16 protein-coding genes and 1 pseudogene are annotated in these 19,959 nt (G+C 70.7%); 3 read left to right on the top strand and 14 right to left on the bottom strand.

Features of this window, described 5'->3' with window-relative positions:
- Nucleotides 1–2 precede the first annotated feature (2 nt).
- Nucleotides 3–1,520: an MFS transporter gene (locus tag B4915_RS11550; protein ID WP_105805958.1), complete on the top strand. Its 1,518-nt coding sequence runs from the start codon at nucleotides 3–5 to the stop codon at nucleotides 1,518–1,520.
- Between the two features lie 23 nt (nucleotides 1,521–1,543).
- On the opposite strand, the gene B4915_RS11545 is transcribed toward B4915_RS11550, so the two are convergent.
- Nucleotides 1,544–2,389 (bottom strand): class C sortase, encoded by an 846-nt coding sequence (locus B4915_RS11545; protein ID WP_181158567.1) that lies wholly within the window; start codon nucleotides 2,387–2,389, stop codon nucleotides 1,544–1,546.
- Between the two features lie 522 nt (nucleotides 2,390–2,911).
- On the opposite strand from B4915_RS11545, the gene B4915_RS11540 reads away from it, so the two are divergent.
- Nucleotides 2,912–3,247, top strand: coding sequence for a DUF4190 domain-containing protein (locus B4915_RS11540; RefSeq protein ID WP_245907471.1), 336 nt, complete (start codon nucleotides 2,912–2,914; stop codon nucleotides 3,245–3,247).
- On the opposite strand, the gene B4915_RS11535 is transcribed toward B4915_RS11540, so the two are convergent.
- The 5 genes and pseudogenes from B4915_RS11535 to B4915_RS11510 form a co-directional block, all read right to left on the bottom strand.
- Nucleotides 3,192–4,208: a DUF817 domain-containing protein gene (locus B4915_RS11535; protein ID WP_105805956.1), complete on the bottom strand. Its 1,017-nt coding sequence runs from the start codon at nucleotides 4,206–4,208 to the stop codon at nucleotides 3,192–3,194. The two genes, B4915_RS11540 and B4915_RS11535, sit on opposite strands and share 56 nt — an antisense overlap.
- Nucleotides 4,209–4,494: 286 nt before the next feature.
- Nucleotides 4,495–6,129 carry a SpaH/EbpB family LPXTG-anchored major pilin gene (locus B4915_RS11530; RefSeq protein ID WP_181158566.1) on the bottom strand — a complete coding sequence of 545 codons (1,635 nt, stop codon included), beginning with the start codon at nucleotides 6,127–6,129 and terminating at the stop codon, nucleotides 4,495–4,497.
- Nucleotides 6,130–6,279: 150 nt separating this feature from the next.
- Complete coding sequence (locus B4915_RS14535; RefSeq protein WP_146120093.1) at nucleotides 6,280–10,773, bottom strand: SpaA isopeptide-forming pilin-related protein; 4,494 nt, start codon at nucleotides 10,771–10,773, stop codon at nucleotides 6,280–6,282.
- Complete coding sequence (locus tag B4915_RS11515; protein WP_245907470.1) at nucleotides 10,773–11,333, bottom strand: site-specific integrase; 561 nt, start codon at nucleotides 11,331–11,333, stop codon at nucleotides 10,773–10,775. Before B4915_RS11515 ends, B4915_RS14535 begins: the two co-directional genes overlap by 1 nt.
- 94 nt (nucleotides 11,334–11,427) lie before the next feature.
- Nucleotides 11,428–11,637: pseudogene (locus B4915_RS11510) on the bottom strand (site-specific integrase); the annotation flags it as partial.
- Between the two features lie 99 nt (nucleotides 11,638–11,736).
- Between B4915_RS11510 and B4915_RS11505 the strand changes: the two are divergent.
- Nucleotides 11,737–12,102: a DUF2200 domain-containing protein gene (locus tag B4915_RS11505; protein ID WP_105805951.1), complete on the top strand. Its 366-nt coding sequence runs from the start codon at nucleotides 11,737–11,739 to the stop codon at nucleotides 12,100–12,102.
- 224 nt (nucleotides 12,103–12,326) lie between these two features.
- Here B4915_RS11505 and der read toward each other — a convergent pair whose 3' ends face one another.
- The 8 genes from der to B4915_RS14725 all read right to left on the bottom strand — a co-directional run bounded on the left by der (nucleotide 12,327) and on the right by B4915_RS14725 (nucleotide 19,896).
- Entirely contained in the window at nucleotides 12,327–13,895 is a 1,569-nt protein-coding gene (gene der, locus B4915_RS11500) for a ribosome biogenesis GTPase Der (protein WP_105805950.1), read from the bottom strand.
- Nucleotides 13,892–14,602 carry a (d)CMP kinase gene (gene cmk, locus B4915_RS11495; RefSeq protein ID WP_105805978.1) on the bottom strand — a complete coding sequence of 237 codons (711 nt, stop codon included), beginning with the start codon at nucleotides 14,600–14,602 and terminating at the stop codon, nucleotides 13,892–13,894. Before cmk ends, der begins: the two co-directional genes overlap by 4 nt.
- A 29-nt stretch (nucleotides 14,603–14,631) precedes the next feature.
- Nucleotides 14,632–15,774 carry a prephenate dehydrogenase gene (locus B4915_RS11490; RefSeq protein ID WP_105805949.1) on the bottom strand — a complete coding sequence of 381 codons (1,143 nt, stop codon included), beginning with the start codon at nucleotides 15,772–15,774 and terminating at the stop codon, nucleotides 14,632–14,634.
- Nucleotides 15,771–16,658: a pseudouridine synthase gene (locus tag B4915_RS11485; RefSeq protein WP_245907475.1), complete on the bottom strand. Its 888-nt coding sequence runs from the start codon at nucleotides 16,656–16,658 to the stop codon at nucleotides 15,771–15,773. Before B4915_RS11485 ends, B4915_RS11490 begins: the two co-directional genes overlap by 4 nt.
- Before the next feature lie 232 nt (nucleotides 16,659–16,890).
- Entirely contained in the window at nucleotides 16,891–17,571 is a 681-nt protein-coding gene (gene scpB / locus B4915_RS11480; RefSeq protein WP_105805948.1) for an SMC-Scp complex subunit ScpB, read from the bottom strand.
- On the bottom strand, nucleotides 17,564–18,442 hold the full coding sequence (locus B4915_RS11475; protein WP_105805947.1) for a segregation and condensation protein A: 879 nt from the start codon (nucleotides 18,440–18,442) through the stop codon (nucleotides 17,564–17,566). The genes scpB and B4915_RS11475 overlap by 8 nt, the downstream gene beginning before the upstream one ends.
- An 8-nt stretch (nucleotides 18,443–18,450) precedes the next feature.
- Entirely contained in the window at nucleotides 18,451–19,305 is an 855-nt protein-coding gene (locus B4915_RS11470; protein ID WP_105805946.1) for a ParA family protein, read from the bottom strand.
- Between the two features lie 78 nt (nucleotides 19,306–19,383).
- Entirely contained in the window at nucleotides 19,384–19,896 is a 513-nt protein-coding gene (locus tag B4915_RS14725; RefSeq protein ID WP_181158565.1) for a septum formation family protein, read from the bottom strand.
- Nucleotides 19,897–19,959 lie beyond the last annotated feature (63 nt).

Below are 19,959 nucleotides of genomic sequence, written 5' to 3'. Positions count from 1 at the left end.
AGATGTGTATAAGGAGACAGGCGGTGGCGGTGCTCACGGCGAGCCTGCTCGTGCTGATGATGGACATGACGATCCTCAACATCGCGCTGCCCGAGATGGCGGCCGAGCTGCACCCGAGCTCGGATCAGCAGCTCTGGATCATCGACGTGTACTCGCTGGTGCTGGCGGGCCTGCTCGTCTCCTTCGCGGCCATCGCGGACCGCTGGGGCCGCAAGCGGATGCTGATGCTGGGCTACACGATCTTCGGCGGCGCCTCGCTGCTGGTGCTGTTCGCGACGAACGCGGAGGGCGTGATCGCGATCCGCGCCCTGCTCGGCGTGGGCGGGGCGATGATCATGCCGATCACGCTGTCGCTGATCCGCGTCATCTTCACGGACCCGCGCGAGCGGGCGGTCGCGCTGGGCGTGTGGGCCGCGGTCTCGGGCCTCGGCGCGGCGGTCGGCCCGCTGATCGGCGGCGTGCTGCTGGAGCACTTCTCCTGGCACGCGGCGTTCCTCATCAATGTGCCGCTGATGGTGGCGGGGGTGATCGCCGGGATCCTGATCCTGCCCGAGTCCCGGGTGGCGAGCCCGGGCCGGTGGGACGCCTTCGCGGCGCTGCTCTCCCTGGTCGGCATGACGCTGCTCGTGTGGGCGATCAAGAGCTTCGGCAAGGCGGCGACGCTGCTGGTGCCCGAGGCGCTGATCGCCTTCGCGGCGGGGGCGGCGCTCATGGCGTGGTTCATCGTGCGCTGCGTGCGCAGCGATTCGCCGCTGCTCGATCTGCGGCTGTTCCGCAATCGGGAGTTCTCGGCGGGCACGGTCGCGGCGCTGGGCTCGATGTTCGCGATGGCGGCGGCGCTGCTGCTGATCGCGCAGTGGATGCAGCTCGTCGACGGCGCTTCGCCGGTGGAGGCGGGGATCCGGCTGTTCCCCCTCGCCATTGCGAGCGCGGTGGCCTCGCTGGCCGCTCCCGCGCTGGCGCGGCTCGTCGGCGCGCGGGCGGTGCTGGCGGGCGGCGTGGGGGTGGCCGGGGTCGGCATGCTGCTGATCGCGCTGCAGCCGGGCACCCTGCAGACGGCGACGGTGATCGTCGCGCTCGCGCTCGTGGGCGCGGGGGGCGGATCGCTCGCGATCGGCTCGGCGATGATCATGCACGGCTCCCCGGAGGAGAAGGCTGGCAATGCCGGCGCCATCGAGGAGACCTCCTACGAGCTGGGGGCGGTGCTCGGGATCGCGATCCTCGGCAGCATCTCCGCGCTGATCTACCGTTCGGAGCTCGTGGCTTCCGGGGTGCTGGCGGGCCTCGACGGCGCGCTGGGGGCGCAGGCGGAGTCCTCGCTCGGTGCTGCGGTCTCCATCGCGGGCGCTTCGGGGCTGCCGCAGCTCGCGAGCGAGGCGGGGATCGCCTTCACGCACGCGCTGCAGGCGACGGGGATCGCGGGCGGGATCATCATGCTCGCGGTCGCGGTGCTCGTGTTCGTGCTGACGCCGCGCGGCACCTTATTAACAACCGAACCCGCCGACCATATGGAGTGGTGAGACTCTGGCGGCTGCCCTTCCCTTTACAAAAAAACTACACCTACACCCAGCCACTTTGGCACCAGAGGCGGGCCTGCGCCCGTGCGGGTCGCCGCGGTGAGGAGGAGCGCGGCGGCGGGCACGGGGAACACCCACCACGGGAACCCGGGGCCGGGCTGCCGGGCGAGCCCGGACGCATCCTCGGCGTCCTCGGAGGGGGTGGGTATGCGGACGCCGCGCACGAGCAGGCGGTGGGAGTTGATGCCGGTCGGGGTGCAGGTCACGAGGGTCACGTAGTCGCCGCCGGGGATCTGCCGCAGCTCGTCCAGTTCGGTCGGCAGGACCGTCGTGATCTGGTCGACCCGGTATGTCAGGGTCTGATCGCCCACGAGCACGCTGAAGGTGTCCCCCGTGTCGAGCTGGTCCAGGTCGGTGAAGAGCCGCGCCCCCACCATCCCGGAGTGCGCGGTGAGCACGGAGTGCGTGGACGGGCCGCCGACGGGGAGCGCGGAACCGTAGAGGTGCCCGACCCCGGCATCCAGGACCGTGTCGTTCGTGTCGTGCCGGATCGGGAGCTTCACCCCGATCTTGGGGATGCGCAGCACCCCCATGATGCCGTCCCCTGCCGGGTTCAGGGCCGCCTCGTAGGCGTCTTTCCCGGCCCCCACGGGAATCGGGGATCCGTCCGCGTCGACCGCGTAGGGGTCGCGCAGGGGCCCGTTGGGCAGTTCCTCGTTGTACCGGTGCGCGGCCTGGAGCATTGCGGCGGTCTCGGCGGGGGTCCGCTCGGCGAGTTGCTTCCCGAAGCTCGCGATCTGCCCGGCCTGCGCGAGGTCCGTGAACCACTCCCCCGCGACCGGGTAGGTGCCCACCGCGGCCCCGAGGGTCATGACGGCCACGATCGCGACCCGCCACCACGGCCACCGGCCACGCACGCCCCCGCGCACACGCCCACGTGGTTTCCCGTGCCCGCCCCCGGGCGGGGGGCCGGGCACGGCGGCGGCAGGCGCGGGCGCGGTCAGTGTCTCCGTCATCGCGCGGCCTCCCGCCCCTGTCCCTTATACCCATCTGACGCTGCCGCCCTGTCTCTTCTGCCTCGCCTTGGGGCGCGGCGGGGCATTAAATAAAAAACCGCCGGGATATCACCGACACCTTCGTCAGGCCGCGTGTGTTGAAGCGACGGCGGCCCCCCGCAATCCCACCCCCCGGCATGTGGGCGGCGGCGTCAGATGTGTATAAGGGCCGGGGCCGGGGCCGGGGCCGGGGCATCCCCCGGTACCGCCGGTCGCGCACGGCCGGTACCGGGGTATGAGCGGGACGATACCGGGGCAGGACGACGCGGCGGCGCGGCTCTCGTAACTTGGAGGTATCGCATCGGGAATCCCCGATCCCGAATCGAAAGGACCGCGATCATGAGCACCGCAACCCTCACCCCCGGCAGCACCGAGCAGGCCTTCACCGCCGAGCAGGGCGCCGCGCCTCAGGCCCCCGTGCAGGAGTCGCGCGGCCTCTCCATCGCGAGCTTCGTGCTCGGCATCGCCTCCATCGTGGCCGGCTGGACCTTCCTCGCGCCGATCACGGGCATGATCCTCGGCATCGTCGCGCTGCGCCGCAACACCGAGGATCGCACCCTGGCCCTGTGGGGCGTCTGGCTGAACGCGGCGATGCTGGCGCTGACGGTGCTGGCGATCGTCATCGGCACCGTGTTCCTCGGCATGGGCCTGCTGGCGATCCCCTTCCTCGGCTGAGCCGGCGCCCGGCCGCGCCCGCCGAGCCCGCAGCGCCCGTCGCGTCCCCGGAGGGCGCGGCGGGCGCTTCGGCCGGCGGGCGCGGCGGGTACACCCAGGTGACCATCACGACGGAGATGATCATCAGCAGGAACCACGAAACGAGCTTCTGCGGCGAGACGGGCTCCCAGCCGCCCTCCTGGGGCGGGTAGAGCCACGCCCCGCCCCAGGTGGCGATGTTCTCGGCGAGCCAGATGAACAGCGCCACCCCCGCGAACACGGCGAGCAGCGGCGCCCGCAGCCGGGCCCGCCACACGCGGAAGTGCATCGCGGTGCGCCACCACAGCACGGCGACGAGCGCGAGCAGCGCCCAGCGCAGGTCGGCGATGAAGTGGTGGGTGAAGAAGTTCGCGTAGATCGCGGCGGCGAGCAGCGTGGTGGCCCAGACGCGCGGGTACCGGGTGAAGCGCAGATCGTGCAGCCGGTAGACGCGCACCATGTAGGAGCCGACGGCCGCGTACATGAAGCCGCTGAACAGCGGCACCGCCCCGATGCGCAGCACCCCGTCCCCCTCGTAGGCCCAGGAGCCGACGTCGGTCTTGAACAGTTCCATGGCCGTGCCGGTGAGGTGGAACAGCACGATCACCCACAGTTCGCGGCCGCTTTCGAGCCGGAAGACGAGCATGCCGATCTGGATCAGGATCGCCGCGATCGTCAGGGCGTCGTTGCGGGCGAGCAGGGCGCCGTCGGGGTACCAGAGGCGGGCGGCGACGATCACGGCGAGCAGCAGCGCCCCGAAGACGCACGCCCACGCCTGCTTCAGCACGAACACGAGGCACTCGATGAGGATGGCGCGCGGCCCCGTGGCGGGCCGCCCCGCGAGGAGGCGGTGCGCCGCCCGGTCGATGGATCGTTCGAGGCGCGTCAGCTCGCGGACGTCGCCCGGGGCCGTCCCTCCGCTCGCGTCCGCGCTCCCGTTCATGCCCCGAGGTTAGCGCGTGCCTCCGGTGCGCTGGTGTGCGGGGCGTGGGGGATGCGCGGGCTCCCCGGGCGCGCCGGGCGGTTGGGGATGCCTGGCGGGGATGCCGTGGGTGTCGGTGGCCCAGCCGTGGCTGCGGGCGCGGTCGAGGACGGTCGCGGCGTGGCGGGCCGCGGGGGGGGGGGGCCGGCTCTTTTATTTTACACATCTGACGCTGCCGGCTATATACCTTGGAGTCTGGGGGGGGCGCGTCGTATTAAAAAAACAAAAAGCTGGAGGGTGGCGGGGGTCAGGAGCCCAGGAGCAGGCCCCGGTCCGTCTGCGCCGCGCTCGCCTGACGGCGGCGGGCGGTCACGGTCATCAGCATCAGGGTGCCGCCGCCCAGCAGCAGCACCGCGAGGGCCGTGAACACGATCACGCCCGCACCACCGGTCAACGGCAGCGCGAAGCCCGCGTTGACCGGCACGTTCTCCACCGTCAACGCCGTCACGGTAGCGGCCTGCCCGGTCACGTCGAACGGGATCGGCTTCGCCAGCAGCGAGTACCCCTCGGGGGCCTGGGTCTCCACCAGCAGGTAGTGGATCCACGCCGGATCATCATCGTCGTCCAGCAACGCACCGTTGGCCCAGTTCGAGTAGCGCAGCCCATCGATCACGAGCTCGCCGTCCTCGTCGGTCTCCCAGCTGTCCTTGCTCTGCCCGCCGAGCGTCACCGCCACCGGATCCGAGTCCTCGTCGATGGCACCGTCGTTGTCGGCGTCGACGTACACCTGGAACACCGCACCGGCCAGAACATGATCCTCGTCCCGGTTGTCGACCTTGAGGAGGTTGATCCCCCCGAACTTCTGCGTCTCCGGATCCGAGGTCACCCGGTTCTGGCTCGCCGGGGTCTGGTCCACGTCAAAGCCGTTCGGGTACACCTCCGCCGTGTTCGAGATCTCACCAGAGAGGACCGCGGTCGTGGAGAAGGTCACCACCACCGACTCCTCGGCTGCCGCTGCGGCACGCAGCTTCGCCAGGCCGTCCGCGGTGAAATCGATGCGGAACACCGCACCCGCCGCAACCTCCTCCTCGTCCCCCGGCTCCGGATCCCACGTCACCGTGTAGTCGCCCTCGGCCGCGTCCTCACCGGCGATCTTCACCGCCAGGGTGTCCGGCACGTACTTCAACGCGTCGGCCAGGTCGTCGCGGATCGCGTACCCGCCAATCCAGTTCGACTCCCCCGCGTCATCGAAGTCACCGTCGCCGTTCGCGTCGTACGGGGTGCCCACCGGGGACGTCTCGATCTGCCAGTCGCTCTGATCCCCGGCCTGCACGACCCCGTCATCCGTCACGGTCTTCACCGGGGGCTGCGTCACCCCGTTCTTCGGGTACACGTGCACCTCGTAGTTCCACGTGTCGCCGCCCTGCGTGATCGGGACGGTCACCAGGAACGGCGCCGACGGCACCGAACCCGGGGCCGGGCTCGTCTCCACCACCATGTACAAACCCAACGGCAGGCCTTGCGACTCATCCCAGATGATCTGACCGCCCTCATCCGTGAACCGCTCGGTGAACTGGACGGTCGTCGTCCACCCCGACGGAAGCTCATCAGGTCCCTGACCCGCGTACACGGCCGCCAAGGCCGCGGCGGACTGCCAGCCCGCATCCGTGCGCAGATCGATCGGGTCATCCCCTTCCGACACCCGGTACAGGGTGAACCCCACCCCCTCAACCGCCGGGGTCGTCACCGTCTGCTGCGAGCCGTCACCCGGCTCCCCGCCCGCAGGGTCGGTCTCGTGCTTGTGCAAGATGATAAACCCCGAGGTATTCGGGTCGATCACCGGATCAGCCATCGCGGCCGAACCTCCCACACCGACCAGGCCGGCCACCAGGGCCAGCGCCCCGACCAGGGCGGTCACCCGCCGCCGTCTCAACACACTCATCACCAATCTCCTCATTCCTTATGTGTCATGCTGTCTGCCCGCCAGGCGGGCCAGGCACCGTTTCGTTTCGTTCGTGAATCGTTCGTCCACGCCCCCGACACCGTGTCAGGGACGCACCAGGGTCAACCGTGATCCTCTAGCCGTTGGAGATCACCCCTCCCCCCGCGTCCACGACCCGGACGGGCCGATGAACACCACCCGGTACCGCCGACGGCGCACCCGCATCACCCACAGCACGGCCGTAGCCGCCACCGCGGTCAGCACCAAAGACACGGACAGGGCACGCACCCACCCGTCCCCGGGGCCACCGGAGACGGGGAGGACGAGCGCGGGCACGTCTTCGACCTGGACCGTCCACCCGCGGCCTTCCACCTCCGCAGCTTCCACGTTCGAGGGGCCGTCCGGGACGGCCACGGCCCCGTCCGCGTCGACGGTGAACCGGACCGGTTCGGCCAGGAGGTTGAACCCGGCGGGGGCCTGCGTCTCCACGAGCCAGTACGCGCCCGGCGCGGTCAGGCCCGTGACCCGGAACAGGCCCACCGGCGCCGGATCCCCGCCCGTCACCTCCGACACCGCAACCCCATCCGCCGGGGTGCCGGACGCATCCGCCCACACCTCCCACGTGGAGCCGGCCATCGGGGCGAGCTCGTTCTCCGCGTTCACGGCAAGCTTCTCCACGAACACCGACAACACCGTCACCCGCGCCGAAGCCTCACCCGACACGAGCCACGGCTCCTCCGGATCCGGGCCCGGCACCGGCTCCCCGTCCGCATCCACCGGCGTCCCCGACACCTCCGCCGTGTTCGTGTGCGTGGCCACCGCATCCTCCGACACGCAGTCCGTGGTGAACGCCACCTCGCCGACCGGGAGCGTCTCCGCAAGCAGATCATCAACCGCGCACCCGGTCAGGGTCGCCGCCCCCGCAGGGGAGAGTTCTTCCCGGCTGAGACGCACATCCTCCAGATCCGTGTCACCCGTGTTGTGCAGCAGCACCAGCCACCGCACGTCCCCGCCCGCATCCACCGACCCGGCAGGCACCCACCCCCCGGCACCGTCCCCGCCCGGATCCCCCTCGAGCAGATCGTCCAGCGCCCCCTCATCGGGGTCCGCACAGTCCGTGCCGGTCGCGCACACCCACTTCGAGACCGTCAGCTCCGGCTCATACGGCTCCACCGTGACCGTGTAGGCGGAGCTCACGGTCTGCCCCCACGCATCCGTCCACACCACCGTCGCCACATACTCCCCCACCGGGAGGGACGCCTTGCCCGCGTTGAACACCACTTCCCCCGTGGCACGATCCACCGTGAACGCCGCCCGCGCCGCAGCCTGGTCACCGAACGCACCCAACGGGTACGTCACCTCCGTGACCGCGGGCGTGAGATCCACCAGACCATCGATCACGTCCCCCGGATCCGGATCCGGCACCACGATCGGATTCGCCGACAACACCAAGGAACGGCCCACCCGCACCACACCCGCATCATCCGCCACCGTGGGCAGATCCGGGCGGGCCTGCACGCCGAAGTCCTGGTGCTCGACCGGGGACGCCGCCCCCACCGGCACCTTCGTGCCCGTGCTCCCCACACCCAGACCCTTCTTCGCGGGGTTCGTCGCGAGCGGCGGCAGGACCACCACCCGCTCAGCCCCCGACGTCACCCCGTCGCTCGAATACCGCACGTCGTAGACACCCGGCGGCACCACGAACGCGTAATCCCCCGTCGCCGGCGAGGCCAGCAGGTTCGCATCGACCAGGTCCTGACCGACCAGGCCGGTCGTGTTGATCCCGGGGATCTGCGCGTAGGGCACATCGTCGCCCGTGCCGCCATCGTTCACGCCGTTCGGGCCGAACGCCCACCCGCCCGCGATCGTCACGACCGGGTTCTCCACCGCCGTGTCTCCCGGGGTGCGCGAGAACGACCGATCCAGGTCCCGGTACACGTTCCCAGACAGCACCGACAAGGACGAGGTGATGCGCGCGTCCGCCACCCCGATCAGGGGCGACTCCCACCCGGTCACCTTCCCCGTGATGTCGTTGTTGATCTGCCCGTTCAGCGACAACGCCCCCGCCTCCAAGGTCAGGTGCGCCACACCCAGCTCCGCGTTCTCGAAGGGGTCCGGGACCGCGAAGCGAATCGCCGTCACTCCCGACACACCCGCCGGGCTCCCCGTCGTCCACGAAATCCCCGTCTCACCCGAGGGATCCGCCGCGATCTGCGCTTTCACCGTCGCCGACGCCGCCGTCGTGTACTGCACCACCGCATCCGAGGAATCCTGCACGATCTCAAAACCCTGCACCGTCAACCCCGACAACCCCGAGGTGCCGCGACCGTCACCCACGAACGGCAGCACATCCACGAACCAGCCGGCCCCCAACGAATTCCCCGTCCGGTTCGACCACGACACCGTATACGTGAACGGATCACCCGCCGCCGTCACCGCCGGACCCGACTTCGTCACCACCACCGTCTTCGGCGCATTCACATTCAGCACATCCGTTGCCGTCCGGCCATCACCCGTCGTAGGGTCGCGCACATCGTCCGGGGATGCGATCATCGCCGTTACCGTCGGCGTCGCGGGGAAGGCGAGCGCAGGATCCAGGGTCGTCCGCAAGGTCAGCACCTTCGTGCTCGACACCGGCACATCACCCAGAGCGAACACCAGCGTCGTCACCCCCGTCGACGGATCCGTCACCGCAGAATCCGGCGTAATCGACTCGCCACCCCACAACGCAGAACCCGTCTGAAACACCACACCCTTCGGCAGCAGCACCGTCTGCGTCACGTTACCCGCATCAACATGCGTGATCGAGGGCGTCACCGTCACGGTACGAACACCGCCCAAATCTTCCGTTACATCTAGGTCCCAGGCAACCGCATTTTCCACACGAGCACCCAGGACGACAACACTCCTGTTGACCGGGTTCGTGAGCGGCGACTGATCCGAATGGACGCGGAACGAGGACACCCGCACCAACTCTCCCGCGTGAGCAGCGCCCTCCTCACTGAAGCTCAATGGAAGGTCGGTTCGCACCTGGTCCGTACCTATGCCGATGGGATCTTGATAGGTTGCCCGAACGGCAACGACCTCAATCATCCCGCCGGGGACGTCCGTGGGATCTTCGAACCAGCCAGAGGCTCCGTCCCCAACGTGTCCGCAATTCGGGTCACTATTCGCGGCGGAATACTCCACGTGCCACTTTGGGTCCAAAGCGCCACCATTCGCTCCGGTCAGCTTTCCAGCCAACACGGCCATGTCGGTGATCAAATAGCACACCGTGGTATTCGTTTGTGGATCGGCAGGGGCAGCAAGGGAAAGTGTGTGGGCAGTAGAGAAAACGTCACCCGGATAGGCACTATTCGATTGATTGAGCGCAGGTCCTCTCGAGCCTCGAAAACCGCTCCATCCATTCAGAATGCGATTGTTCTCTGACTTCGTTATTGTTCCAGACAAGGTGTTTGTACTGTCGGACGGTGCCTCTGGCGCAAAGCCGGGCGCGAAACCGTCACCGAAGTTAGATTGACCAGAAATCCCGTCCGGATCGAACGCGGTCACCTGGGTCTTCCAAAGGTTAGGTCCCACTGAAAGCGCGCCCACCGGGATGTACCATTCGATCCGGCCGATGGACCATATCGCCTTGTTGGAGTCGAGGAGCGTCCCGTCCGTGCCTTGGACTGGGTAATGGACGCCGGAGGTGTCTGCCCCGGACACTGAAATGGTCACCGGCGACCCTGGCGTCATCGTAGGAGAAGCAGCCCATGTCCCGTTCTGCGATATCTGATCTGGTCCTGTTCCTGGACCGGTCGAAGGCCACGCTGAACTCTCCGCGCCGATCACTGCCCGATAAGCGACAGCCGACGGAAAAGGCGCAGAAACCGTGAAGGACACGGGGGATTTGAGTGGCTCAATCCCCTTCAATCCCGTCAGAGCATCCACGGTATTGTACAGGTAGTAGCGCAAAGAAATCATGTAGCTATCAACTCCAAGCGGAGAAGAAGCTGCGGCAACAGTCTTGAGAGAATTGAACTGCCCTCCGAGGCTGGCTCTAGGTGCGGCGGCGATCTTCACCTGCGGGGTGGAGGTCTGCGCCCCGGAGGTGAAGGGGATGCCCACGACGGTATTGTTCGCGAGCCCGGAGAATACGGCCTTCACGGAGAACAGCACCGGAGACGTCGAGGGCGCAGCCAGCACCACCGTCAGCAGCTGCCCGTTGATGCTCGACCCGGCAGGCGAAGCCGGGACCGACACCGGATCCCACGTCACCCCGGCCGGGGCGGTCGCGGTGAAGGTCACCGTCCCCGCTGCAACATCCGCCGGAGACGGCGTCACCGACACCTCGTACACGACACTGTCGTTCGTACGGACGACGCCGTTGTGATTGTCCGCGTCCAGGGCGTCGAACGGGGCCGTGCCGTCCGTATCGACCGTCGCCGACAGCGCCGTCGGCGTCGAAGCCGCGAACGCCGGCGTGACCGGGGTGAACCCTCCGGCCACGACGGCCAGAACCGTCAGCGCCCCGAGGCCCGCCCTCCCGAGCACCCCGCCGCGGCGGCCACGCCGCCTCGCGCGGCGCAGCCCCGCGGAGAGGCGATCAGCGAGACCGCCCCCCACATTCATGAACCCTGCACCGGGCAGCGCATCACGCATCAAGACCGACTCCCTGTTTCACCGAGCACCAAGCACGAACATCCCTCAGGCAGACGCACTCCGCCCGAAGATCCGGCGCCCACCCGAGCTCTCCCCACTGCATATCGTCGGCGGCGTCGGAGGTGTATAAGAGACGGGTCCCCCCCCCCCCCCCCGCCGCCCGCCGCGGCCAGCAGCGCCTCGACCTCCTCCACGGCGAGCGCCTTCGGCAGCCGCTGCGCCCGCTTCGGGGTGCGCGCCCCGCTGCCCGCGTGCTCCGCGAGCAGTCCCTCCTCGAAGAGGAAGCGGTGCATGCCGCGCACGGTCGACAGCCGCCGCGAGATCGAGGCCGGGGCGAGGCGAGGATTGCCCTCCTCGTCCGGGCGGCCGAGCCAGGCCACGTACTCCGAGAGCGCCTCGGGTGCGACGGCGCCGAGATCCGCGATCCCGCGCCCCGCGAGCCACTCGGCGTAGGCGCTCAGGTCGCGGCGGTAGGCCGCCAGGCTGTTCGCCGCCAGCCCCCGCTCCAGGGCGACGTGGCGCAGATAGCGCTCCATCCCCGCCTCCGGGCTGAGCGCCATCAGCGCGAGCNCTGCCCGCGTGCTCCGCGAGCAGTCCCTCCTCGAAGAGGAAGCGGTGCATGCCGCGCACGGTCGACAGCCGCCGCGAGATCGAGGCCGGGGCGAGGCGAGGATTGCCCTCCTCGTCCGGGCGGCCGAGCCAGGCCACGTACTCCGAGAGCGCCTCGGGTGCGACGGCGCCGAGATCCGCGATCCCGCGCCCCGCGAGCCACTCGGCGTAGGCGCTCAGGTCGCGGCGGTAGGCCGCCGGGCTGTTCGCCGCCAGCCCCCGCTCCAGGGCGACGTGGCGCAGATAGCGCTCCATCCCCCGCCCACGGCGGCGCGGGGAGCGCGGGCGCCCGCGCTCCCCGCGCCGCCGTGGGCGGGCGGTGCCGTTTCCGGCGGCCCCGCCTACACTGGTCGCATGGCAGGGCACCGCGTCTTCAAGCTGGCCTTCTCCGAGCTGTACCCGAACTACACCGCGAAGGCGGAGCGCAAGGGGCGCAGCGGGGACGAGGTCGACGAGATCATCCGCTGGCTGACCGGCTACACGCAGGCGCAGCTCGAGGAGCTGACGCGGCCGGGCAACCCGACCGATCTGAAGCGCTTCTTCGGCGAGGCTCCGAAGCTCAACGAGGCCCGCTCGCGCATTACGGGCGTCATCTGCGGCGTCCGCATCGAGGAGATCGAGGACCCGCTGATGCGCGAGATCCGCTACCTCGACAAGCTCATCGACGAACTCGCCAAGGGCCGCCCCCTCGAAAAGATCCTGCGCCAGCCACCCAGCTAAGCCCGCCCCCCTCCCGGCGCACGCGGTTCAAGGGCGATGGCCGGCTTGGCACTCACCTTCCGCGCTCACAGCGGCAATCGCTTCGCGATGCTCAGCGCAGCCCAGAGCTGCGGCGGTGGCCGCACCACGCCTCGCGCGAGAACGCTCCGCGTTCTCCTGCAAGCGAGACGTGCACCGCATCCTCAAAACAGCCAGAAATGGCTGTTTTGGAGCGTCGGGCTCGGCTAGCGCCGCGCCCTCCGCTCACGGATGCGCATGTTGAGCTGGATGGGGGTGCCCTCGAAGCCGTAGCGCTCGCGGAGGCGCCGCTGGATGAAGCGGCGGTAGCCCGGGTCGAGGAAGCCGGAGGTGAAGAGCACGAAGGTCGGCGGCCGGTTCTGCACCTGCGTGCCGAACAGGATGCGCGGCTGCTTGCCGCCGCGCAGCGGGTGCGGGTGCTCCTGCACGAGCTCCGCGACGAAGGCATTGAACTTCGCCGTCGGGATGCGCGTATCCCACGACTCCAGCGCGGTCTCCAGCGCGGGCACCAGCTTCTCCAGGTGGCGGCCCGTGCGCGCCGAGATGTTCACGCGCGGCGCCCAGTCCACGTGCTTGAGATCCTGCTCGATCTCCCGCTCCAGGTAGCGGCGGCGATCCTCGTCGAGCAGATCCCACTTGTTGAAGGCCAGCACGAGCGCGCGGCCCGACTCCAGCACCAGGTCGATGATGCGCAGATCCTGGTCGCTGATCTCCTGTGTCACGTCGATCAGCACGACCGCGACCTCCGCCTTCTCCAGCGCGGCCGCGGTGCGCAGCGAGGCGTAGAAGTCGGCGCCCTTCTGCAGGTGCACGCGACGGCGGATGCCCGCCGTGTCCACGAAGGTCCACACGCGCCCCGCGATCTCCACCTGCTCGTCCACCGGGTCGCGCGTGGTGCCCGCGACGTCGCTGACCACCGCGCGCTCCTCGCCCGCGGCCTTGTTCAGCAGGCTCGACTTGCCGACGTTCGGCCGGCCCAGCAGGGCGACGCGGCGCGGACCGGCGAGCTTCGGCTGCGCCACCGCGGACTCCTCGGGCAGCGCCGCGACCACCTGGTCGAGCAGATCCGCGACCCCGCGGCCGTGCAGCGCCGACACCGCGTGCGGCTCGCCGAGGCCCAGCGACCACAGCTGCGCCGCCTCCGGCTCCAGCACCGCGTCGTCCACCTTGTTCGCCACCAGGAACACCGGCTTGTTGGTGCGGCGCAGCAGCTGCACCACCCGCTCGTCCGTGGCGGTCGGCCCCACGCGGGAGTCGACGACGAACATCACCACGTCGCACAGCTCGATCGCGACCTCCGCCTGCAGGGCGACCGAGGCGTCGATGCCCTTCGCGTCCGGCTCCCAGCCGCCCGTGTCGACGAGGCTGAAGCGGGTGCCGCCCCACTCGGCCGAGTAGCTGACGCGGTCGCGCGTCACCCCCGGCACGTCCTCCACGACGGCCTCGCGACGCCCCAGGATGCGGTTCACGAGCGCCGACTTGCCCACATTGGGGCGGCCCACGATCGCGACGACCGGCAGGGCCTCCGCCAGCTGCTCGCGGAAGCCCAGGAACTCGCCGTCCTCGCCGATGATCGCGAGGTCGTCGTCCTCCAGCTCGAAGCCGTCGAGGTTCGAGCGCATGGCGCGCAGGCGCTCCTCGTCGGTCACTGCCTCGCCCTCGGAGAAGACGGGGCCGTCCGCGCCGTCCTCGGCGTAGCCCTCGCCCGCGATCACCTCGTCCTCGGGCACGGCCGAGACGTCGAAGACCTCGGGCTCGGTGTTGTCGCTGCTCATCGTGTGCTCACTTCCCTGACGATGCCCACCACAGCCTCCACCGACTGCTCGAAATCCAGATCGCTCGTGTCCACGAGCCGCACCCCGGGGGCGGGGTGCATGAAGTCGACCACCTGCGCGTCCTTCGCGTCGCGCGCGGCGATGTCCGCGAGCACCTGCTCCTGCGACATCCCCGCCAGCTCGCCGGCGCGCCGCTGCGCCCGCACCTCGGGCGAGGCGGTCATGAGGATGCGCACGGGCGCGTTCGGCGCGACCACCGTGGTGATGTCGCGGCCCTCGATGACCACGCCGGGCAGGCCGGACTCGGCGACGATCCGCCGGAACATCGCGTTCAGCCGCTCCCGCACCTCCGGGTGCTTCGACACGCGGCTGACCTGCCCGCTCACCGCGTGCTCGCGGATCGCCGCCGTCACGTCGTGCCGGGCGGGGGCGCCGCCCAGTTCCACCTCCACGCGCTGCGCGCCGAGGAGCGTGATCGAGTAGTGCCACGCGTCGAGCAGCGCCAGCATCGACGCCTCGTCGTCGAGGTCCGCGCCCGTCTGCAGCGCCGCCCACGCGAGCGCGCGGTAGGCGGCTCCCGTGTCGAGGATCCCGAAGCCGAGCCGGGCCGCGGCGGCCCGCGACACGCTCGACTTGCCGCTGCCGGCCGGGCCGTCGATCGCGACAAGAACCGGATCGGCGAGCGAGGCGGGCGCGGGTGCGCCCATGGCTCCGACCGCACCGTCCAGTGCTTCGCTCACAACGTCCTCCATCCCCGTTCGACGAGATCGGCGACCGCGCGCTCCGCCACCTCGGGCAGCACCGCGATCTCCGCGAAACCGATCTGCGCGCCCGGCGAGTGCTCGAGGCGCAAGTCTTCCATGTTAATGCCCAGTTCTCCGAGTTCGGTGAGCAGGCGGGCCAGCTCGCCCGGCCGGTCGTCCACGAAGACCGTGATCGTCGCGAAGCGCTCGGAGGAGCCGTGCTTGCCCGGGATGCGCGAAACGCCCCGGTTGCCCGCGGCGAGCAGATCCGCGATCCGCCGCTTCGCGCCCGGACGCGCAGGATCGCGCAGCGCCTCGGCGAAGGCCCCGAGGTCCGCGGCGAAGGCGTCGAGCAGCTCGACCACCGGCTCGCGATTCGCGCCGAGGATCTGCACCCACAGCTCCGGATCGCTGGCCGCGATCCGCGTCGTGTCGCGCAGCCCCCCGCCGGCGAGCTCGATCGCCTGCTCCGCCGCGGGCACGAGCCGCGCCGCGAGCAGGCTCGACACCACCTGCGGCAGGTGGGAGACGAGCCCCACCGAGCGGTCGTGCTCCTCCGGCGTCATCTCGAGCAGCACCCCGCCGAGGTCGAGCGCCACGGCCTCCACGAGCGCGAGCGCCTCGGCGGGCGTGGCCTCGTCGCGGCAGATGATCCACGGCCGCGCCGTGAACAGGTCGGCGCGCGCCATGAAGGCGCCGCCGCGCTCGCGGCCCGCCATCGGGTGCGAGCCCACGTAGTGGGTGAGGTCGACGCCGCGCCGCCGCAGTTCGAGGTAGGGGGCCAGCTTCACGCTCGCGACGTCGGTGACGACGGCGGAGGGGTAGGCGGCGAGCGCGCGCTCGATCACATCGGCGGTCACATCGGGCGGCGTCGCCACCACCACCAGGGCCGGCTCCGGATCGTCCGCACCGCGCAGGCGGCCCGCCCCATAGTCGGCGGCGAGCGCCACCGTCGTCGGCGACAGGTCTTCGAGCGTCACCTCGACGCCCCGCGCGCGCAGGCCCAGCCCCACGCTCGCACCGAGCAGGCCCGAGCCGATCACGTGCACCGATCCGCGCGTGCGCGCGGCGAGCACGCCCGCGCCGCCCTCGTCGCTGCGCGCGACCCCCGGGATCGTGACCTTCAGATCGCTCATCGTCCGTTCCGCTTCCGTCGCTCGCTCCGGGGCGCGGACGCCCCGTTCCCGTCCTGCGGGCCGCCGCGGCCGTGGGGATTGCCCCTCGCGGCCACCCCGCGCATGCCGCGGGCGCCCTTGCCGTCGCCCGGCCGGCCGGCCGTCACCTCTCCGTGGCGCCCGCCGTCCTCCGCGGCCGAGAGCAGCGCGCCGCGCTCGGCAGCCGACAGCTCGCGCATCTCGCCGCTGCGCAGCGTGCCCAGGTGCAGCGGCCCGAACTGCCGCCGCACGAGCTCCTCGACGGGGTGACCGACCTCCGCGAGCATCCGCCGCACGATGCGGTTGCGCCCCGAGTGCAGGCTCAGCTCCACGAGCGAGTGCGCGCTGCCGGAGCCGCCCGGCAGCAGCTTGGCCCGGTCGGCGCGGATGGGGCCGTCGCTCAGCTCGACCCCGTCCCTCAGCCGCTGGATCACCGCGGGCGTCACCCGCCCGCGCACCTTCGCGACGTAGGTCTTGCTCACGCCGAAGCTCGGGTGGGCCAGCTTGTGGGCGAGCTCGCCGTCGTTGGTGAGGATGAGCAGGCCGCTCGTGTCGGTGTCGAGGCGGCCGACGTTGTAGAGGCGCTCCTCCACCTGCTCGGTGAACTCGCGCAGATCGGGGCGGCCGTTCTCGTCGCTCATGGTCGACACCACGCCGCGCGGCTTGTTGAGCACGAAGTAGCGCTTGGACACGTCCAGCTGCACGATCACGCCGTCCACGCGCACCTCGTCGCGATCCGGGTCGATGCGGGATCCCAGCTCGCGCTGCACGCGGCCGTTCACCGTCACCCGCCCGCCCGTGATCAGCGACTCGCACGCGCGCCGGGACGCGACCCCCGCGTGCGCGAGCGCCTTCTGCAGCCGCACCCGGCCGTCGTCCTCGGCCGCTCCCGCTTCGGCCGCGGCATCGCCGCCCGCGCGCCCGCGCCCCTCCCAGCCGAACTCGGCAAGATCGACCTCGATCCGCTCGCCGTCGACCTCGAAGGTGCCGCCGAAACCGTCGCCGCTCACGCCGCTCCTCCATTCTCGATCCGAACGCTCCTGCGCCCAGTATGCCGGGTGCCTCTGACATCGCCGACGCCGCCGACACCGCCGCCGCTCACTCGTCGAACCCTTCGCTGGGGTCGTCGAGCAGCGGGGCGATGGGCGGCAGCTCGGAGATGTCGCCGATGCCGAGGTGCCCGAGCAGCGCCTCCGTGGTGCCGTAGAGCGTCGCCGTGGTCTCGGGATCCTGGCCGACCTCGGTGATGAGACCGCGGGCGAGCAGGGTGCGCACCACCGAGTCGACGTTCACGGCGCGGATCGAGGCGATCGCGCCGCGCGAGATCGGCTGCCGGTAGGCGATGACGGCAAGCGTCTCCAGGGCCGCCTGCGAGAGCTTCGCCGGGGTCTGCTGCTGCACGAAGTCGGCGACCACCGGGTCGAGGCTCTCGCGCACGTAGAAGCGGTAGCCGCCCGCCACCTCGCGCAGCTCGAAGCCGCGGGGCTCGGGGGCTGCGGCCGCGCTCTCGCCCGCGCTCCCGCTGCCGCCCCCGCCCTCGCCGTTGAAGTCGGCGACGAGCCGAGCGAGCGCCGCGCGCACCTCGCGCACGGGCCGGTCGGTCGCGGTGGCGAGCGCGACGGCGCTCAGCGGCTCGTCGGCGACGATGAGCAGGGCTTCGAGCTGCTGCTGCAGGCTGTGCCGGGCGCGGGCCCGGCTCAGCTCCGTCTCGGGCTCCCCCGTCGCGGGTGCCTCGGCGCCGGCCCCAGCACCCGGGCCGAGCTCCACGTCCTCAGTCATAGTCACTTCCTAGCGTCGACAGTTCCTCATCCGACCACTGCTCGCCCGTCCACTGCACGCGGAGCTCGCCGAGCGGCTCCGCCTGCTCGAAGCTCACGGCCGAGCGCCGGTAGAGCTCCAGGATCGCGAGGAAGCGCGCCACGATCACGCCCCGCTCCGCGACGCCCGCGATGAGCTCCCGGAAACTGTGCGCGCCGCCCGTGCGCAGCAGCGACACGACCACCGCCGCCTGCTCGCGAATCGAGACGAGCGGGGCGTGCAGGTGGTCGAGGCCCACGGTCGGGATCTCGCGCGGGGCGAAGGCGAGGGCGGCGATGGCGGCGAAGTCCGCGACGGAGAGGTGCCAGGCGAGCTCGGGCGTGCGCTCCCGGTATTTGGCATCGAGCGGCACCTGGCGCGCGTGCCGCGCATCCTCCGCGGCGAGCCGCTCCCGGAACCAGGCGCTCGCCTGCTTGAAGGCGCGATACTGCAGCAGGCGGGCGAAGAGCAGATCGCGCGCTTCGAGCAGCGCGATGTCCTCGGCGTCCACGGCCTCGCCCTGCGGCAGCAGGCTCGCGATCTTCAGATCGAGCAGCGTGGCCGCCACGACCAGGAACTCCGAGGCGCGGTCGAGCTCCACGAGCCCCTGCCCCTCCAGTGAGGCGAGGTACGCGATGAACTCGTCCGTGACGAGGCTCAGCGACACCTCGGTGATGTCGAGCTCGTGCTTGCCGATGAGGTTCAGCAGCAGGTCGAAGGGGCCGTCGAAGACTTCGAGCGTGACCCGGAACGCGGATCCCTCCGCCTCCTCGCCCGCCGGGGATCCCGGCGGCGCGACGGATCCGCCCGGCGTCCCCGCGCCCGGCCCGTGATCCGTGTCGAGCGCGTCCATCTGCGGCCTCAGGCGACGACGCCCCGCTGCACCAGTTCGCGCGCGAGCTTCAGATAGGCCTCCGAGGCCGCGTTGGAGGGCGCGTAGTCGAGGATCGGCTTGGCGGCGATCTGCGCGTCGGGGAGCTTGACGGTGCGGCCGATCACGGTGTCGAAGACCTTGTCGCCGAAGGTGTCGACGACGCGCTCCAGCACCTCCCGCGCGTGCAGGGTGCGCGCGTCGTACATGGTGGCGAGGATGCCATCGAGTTCGAGGGCGGGGTTGAGGCGATCTCGCACCTTGTCGACCGTCTCGACCAGCAGCGCGACGCCGCGCAGCGCGAAGTACTCGCAGGCGAGCGGGATCAGCACGCCGTGACTCGCGGTGAGCGCGTTCACGGTGAGCAGGCCGAGCGAGGGCTGGCAGTCGATGAGGATCACATCGTAGTCGTTCGCGAGCTTGCGCAGCACCCCGGCGAGGATCTGCTCGCGCGCCACCTCGGTGACGAGGTGCACCTCGGCGGCGGAGAGGTCGATGTTCGCGGGGATGACGTCGAGCCCGGGCGTCGCCGTGGTCTGCACGGCCTCGCGGGGATCCTTCACCTTGCCGAGCATCAGGTCGTAGATGGTGGGCACGTCGTGCGCGGGCACGCCGAGGCCGGCCGAGAGCGCGCCCTGCGGGTCGAAGTCGACGGCGAGCACCCGGCGCCCGTAGCGGGCGAGCGCGGCGGCGAGGTTGATGGTACTGGTCGTCTTGCCGACGCCGCCCTTCTGATTGCACATCGCGACGATGCGCGCCGGACCGTGCCGGTCGAGCTTCTGCGGCGCGGGGATGACGCGCTCGGGACGGCCGGTGGGACCCAGCTCGACCTCCTGCTTCGCCATGCCCGACACTCCTCTCGCTCGCTAACGCCCCATCCTATCGCGCACGGCGGCCCGCGGTCGCGGAGAGGGCGAGGCGGCTCAGCGCGCGGCGCCTCGCAGCGATCCGGTGGTCTGGGCGGCGGGATCGTAGACGACGCAGAGCACCTCGCGGTCGCCCGCCGCCCAGGATCCCTCGGTCGGGGTGAAGGGCCAGATCTCCAGCGCCGAGTCGGCGTAGGCGATGCCCGCGAAGGACTCGAACTCGGCCGGGCAGACCTCCGCGAAGCGCTCCTGGATCGCGGCCTCACCCGGGAACTCGCCGTCGGGCAGCTCGAAGGCGTGGTAGACCTCGTCGTCGTGCGGCTCGTCGCAGGGGACGACCGGCACGGAGGCGGTCTCGAAGGAGCCCTCCTCGGTGAGCAGGCAGTCGCCCGGCTTGATCTCGAACACGTCGGCCGCGTCATTGCGCTCGACGACCTCCCCGCTCTCCGCGTCGCGCTCGGGAGCGGACCCGCCGGTGAGCCCGTTCAGCATCGAGCAGCCCGACAGGGCCAGAGCGGCAGCGGCGGCGAGCGCGGGGGCGAGGAGCAGGCGGGAGGCGGGAGCGGACACGGACTTCCTTTCGGATCGGGGAACTGGACCACGAAACCATATCAGCGATCCGACCCCCGCCCG

The organism is Leucobacter massiliensis (assembly GCF_002982315.1).
Lineage (GTDB): Bacteria > Actinomycetota > Actinomycetes > Actinomycetales > Microbacteriaceae > Leucobacter > Leucobacter massiliensis.
The sequence above is the reverse complement of the archived record's forward strand: the minus strand, read 5'-3'. Positions and strand labels throughout refer to the sequence as shown.